At 48.2% G+C, this 3,906-nt stretch carries 2 tRNA genes and 3 rRNA genes; all 5 read left to right on the top strand.

Annotated elements, in window-relative coordinates:
* A 16S ribosomal RNA gene (locus tag ACH63V_RS17895) occupies nt 1-91 on the top strand; the annotation flags it as partial.
* A 59-nt stretch (nt 92-150) separates the two neighbouring features.
* A tRNA-Ile gene (locus ACH63V_RS17890) sits at nt 151-227 on the top strand.
* Nucleotides 228-282: 55 nt separating this feature from the next.
* A tRNA-Ala gene (locus ACH63V_RS17885) sits at nt 283-358 on the top strand.
* Nucleotides 359-698: 340 nt separating this feature from the next.
* Nucleotides 699-3,589, top strand: a 23S ribosomal RNA gene (locus ACH63V_RS17880).
* A gap of 178 nt (nt 3,590-3,767) precedes the next feature.
* Nucleotides 3,768-3,882: ribosomal RNA gene (gene rrf / locus ACH63V_RS17875) — 5S ribosomal RNA — on the top strand.
* The last annotated feature ends 24 nt before the right edge of the window (nt 3,883-3,906 follow it).

Below are 3,906 nucleotides of genomic sequence, written 5' to 3'. Positions count from 1 at the left end.
AAAGAGGGCGGTTACCACGGTGTGGCCGATGACTGGGGTGAAGTCGTAACAAGGTAGCCGTAGGGGAACCTGCGGCTGGATCACCTCCTTAACGAAAGATTGACGATTGGTAAGAATCCACAACAAGTTGTTCTTCATAGATGTATCTGAGGGTCTGTAGCTCAGTTGGTTAGAGCACACGCTTGATAAGCGTGGGGTCACAAGTTCAAGTCTTGTCAGACCCACCATGACTTTGACTGGTTGAAGTTATAGATAAAAGATACATGACTGATGATGTAAGCTGGGGACTTAGCTTAGTTGGTAGAGCGCCTGCTTTGCACGCAGGAGGTCAGGAGTTCGACTCTCCTAGTCTCCACCAGAACTTAAGATAAGTTCGGATTACAGAAATTAGTAAATAGAGATTTCGGTCTTGGTTTATTAACTTCTGTGATTTAAGTATCACGGTATTAAGCATGACCTGACGAAGGCGTGTTTATTCATTAACAGATTGGCAAAATTGAGTCTGAAATAAATTGTTCACTCAAGAGTTTAGATTAAGCAATTAATCTAGATGAATTGAGAACTAGCAAATTAACTGAATCAAGCGTTTTGGTATATGAATTTAGATTGAAGCTGTACAGTGTTTAAGTACACAGTACTCTAAACTGAAATGTTGAAGTTACTAACTTGTAGGTAACATCGACTGTTTGGGGTTGTATAGTCAAGTAATTAAGTGCATGTGGTGGATGCCTTGGCAGTCAGAGGCGATGAAAGACGTGATAGCCTGCGAAAAGCTCCGGGGAGGCGGCAAATATCCTTTGATCCGGAGATGTCTGAATGGGGGAACCCACCTACTTTAAGGTAGGTATTGCAACATGAATACATAGTGTTGCAAGGCGAACGAGGGGAAGTGAAACATCTCAGTACCCTTAGGAAAAGAAATCAATTGAGATTCCCTCAGTAGCGGCGAGCGAACGGGGATCAGCCCATTAAGTTATGTGTGTTTTAGTGGAACGCTCTGGGAAGTGCGAACGTAGAGGGTGATATTCCCGTACACGAAAGGGCACACATAATGATGACGAGTAGGGCGAGGCACGTGAAACCTTGTCTGAATATGGGGGGACCATCCTCCAAGGCTAAATACTCCTGACTGACCGATAGTGAACCAGTACCGTGAGGGAAAGGCGAAAAGAACCCCTGTGAGGGGAGTGAAATAGATCCTGAAACCGCATGCATACAAGCAGTGGGAGCACCTTCGTGGTGTGACTGCGTACCTTTTGTATAATGGGTCAGCGACTTATATTCAGTAGCGAGGTTAACCGTATAGGGGAGCCGTAGAGAAATCGAGTCTTAATAGGGCGTTTAGTTGCTGGGTATAGACCCGAAACCAGGCGATCTATCCATGAGCAGGTTGAAGGTTGGGTAACACTAACTGGAGGACCGAACCCACTGTCGTTGAAAAGCCAGGGGATGACTTGTGGATAGGGGTGAAAGGCTAATCAAGCCTGGTGATAGCTGGTTCTCCCCGAAAGCTATTTAGGTAGCGCCTCGGACGAATACCATAGGGGGTAGAGCACTGTTTCGGCTAGGGGGTCATCCCGACTTACCAAACCGATGCAAACTCCGAATACCTATGAGTACTATCCGGGAGACAGACTGCGGGTGCTAACGTCCGTAGTCAAGAGGAAAACAATCCAGACCGCCAGCTAAGGCCCCAAAATCATAGTTAAGTGGGAAACGATGTGGGAAGGCATAGACAGCTAGGAGGTTGGCTTAGAAGCAGCCACCCTTTAAAGAAAGCGTAATAGCTCACTAGTCGAGTCGGCCTGCGCGGAAGATGTAACGGGGCTAAAACTATGTGCCGAAGCTGCGGATTTGACATTAGTCAAGTGGTAGGGGAGCGTTCTGTAAGCCGATGAAGGTGTATTGAGAAGTATGCTGGAGGTATCAGAAGTGCGAATGCTGACGTGAGTAACGACAAAACGGGTGAAAAACCCGTTCGCCGAAAGACCAAGGGTTCCAGTCCAACGTTAATCGGGGCTGGGTGAGTCGACCCCTAAGGCGAGGCCGAAAGGCGTAGTCGATGGGAAATTGGTTAATATTCCAATACTTCTGTGTAATGCGATGAGAGGACGGAGAAGGTTAAGTCAGCCTGGCGTTGGTTGTCCAGGTGGAAGGATGTAGGTATGTATCTTAGGCAAATCCGGGGTACTCTATACTGAGATCCGATAGCAAGCTGTACTTGTACAGTGAAGTGGCTGATACCATGCTTCCAGGAAAAGTCTCTAAGCTTCAGTTACACAGGAATCGTACCCGAAACCGACACAGGTGGTCAGGTCGAGTAGACCAAGGCGCTTGAGAGAACTCTGCTGAAGGAACTAGGCAAAATGGTACCGTAACTTCGGGAGAAGGTACGCTGTTGTTGGTGATGGAACTTGCTTCCTGAGCTGATGACAGCCGCAGAAACCAGGCCGCTGCAACTGTTTATTAAAAACATAGCACTCTGCAAACACGAAAGTGGACGTATAGGGTGTGATGCCTGCCCGGTGCTGGAAGGTTAATTGATGGGGTTAGCGTAAGCGAAGCTCTTGATCGAAGCCCCAGTAAACGGCGGCCGTAACTATAACGGTCCTAAGGTAGCGAAATTCCTTGTCGGGTAAGTTCCGACCTGCACGAATGGCATAATGATGGCGGCGCTGTCTCCAGCAGAGGCTCAGTGAAATCGAAATCGCTGTGAAGATGCAGTGTACCCGCGGCTAGACGGAAAGACCCCGTGAACCTTTACTGCAGCTTGACACTGAACTTTGACCTTACTTGTGTAGGATAGGTGGGAGGCTTTGAAGTTGGAACGCTAGTTCCAATGGAGCCGTCCTTGAAATACCACCCTGGTAATGTTGAGGTTCTAACTCTGTCCCGTTATCCGGGACGAGGACCGTGTCTGGTGGGTAGTTTGACTGGGGCGGTCTCCTCCTAAAGAGTAACGGAGGAGTACGAAGGTGCGCTCAGCGTGGTCGGAAATCACGCGTAGAGTATAAAGGCAAAAGCGCGCTTAACTGCGAGACCCACAAGTCGAGCAGGTACGAAAGTAGGTCTTAGTGATCCGGTGGTTCTGTATGGAAGGGCCATCGCTCAACGGATAAAAGGTACTCTGGGGATAACAGGCTGATACCGCCCAAGAGTTCATATCGACGGCGGTGTTTGGCACCTCGATGTCGGCTCATCTCATCCTGGGGCTGAAGCAGGTCCCAAGGGTATGGCTGTTCGCCATTTAAAGAGGTACGCGAGCTGGGTTTAGAACGTCGTGAGACAGTTCGGTCCCTATCTACCGTGGGCGCTGGAAATTTGAGAGGATCTGCTCCTAGTACGAGAGGACCAGAGTGGACGAACCTCTGGTGTACCGGTTGTGACGCCAGTCGCATCGCCGGGTAGCTATGTTCGGAAGGGATAACCGCTGAAAGCATCTAAGCGGGAAGCCTACCTCAAGATAAGATTTCCCTAGGAATTTATTCCTCTAAAGAGCCGTTCGAGACTAGGACGTTGATAGGTTGGATGTGGAAGCATAGTGATATGTGAAGCTGACCAATACTAATTGCTCGTGAGGCTTGACTATACAACACCCAAGCAGTTGTATATAAAGCATCAATCGATTCATAAATCTACAAAGAAACTTGATTTAGTTATTCCACTAGATAAAATGAACAAGTCAGATTCAATCAGCCCAATCTGTAAAGATTTGGAAAACGCTTCGGCAGTCAATAAGACCAAAGCAAGTATCCATAAACAGTTGTGCTGGCGACCATAGCAAGAGTGAACCACCTGATCCCTTCCCGAACTCAGAAGTGAAACCTCTTAGCGCTGATGGTAGTGTGGGGTTACCCATGTGAGAGTAAGTCATCGCCAGCTCATTATTCCAAACACCCCAATCTC

The sequence above is a fragment of the Acinetobacter sp. ABJ-A23_2 genome (assembly GCF_044538765.1).
GTDB lineage: Bacteria > Pseudomonadota > Gammaproteobacteria > Pseudomonadales > Moraxellaceae > Acinetobacter > Acinetobacter nosocomialis_A.
This window is presented reverse-complemented; position numbering and strand designations above follow the sequence as displayed.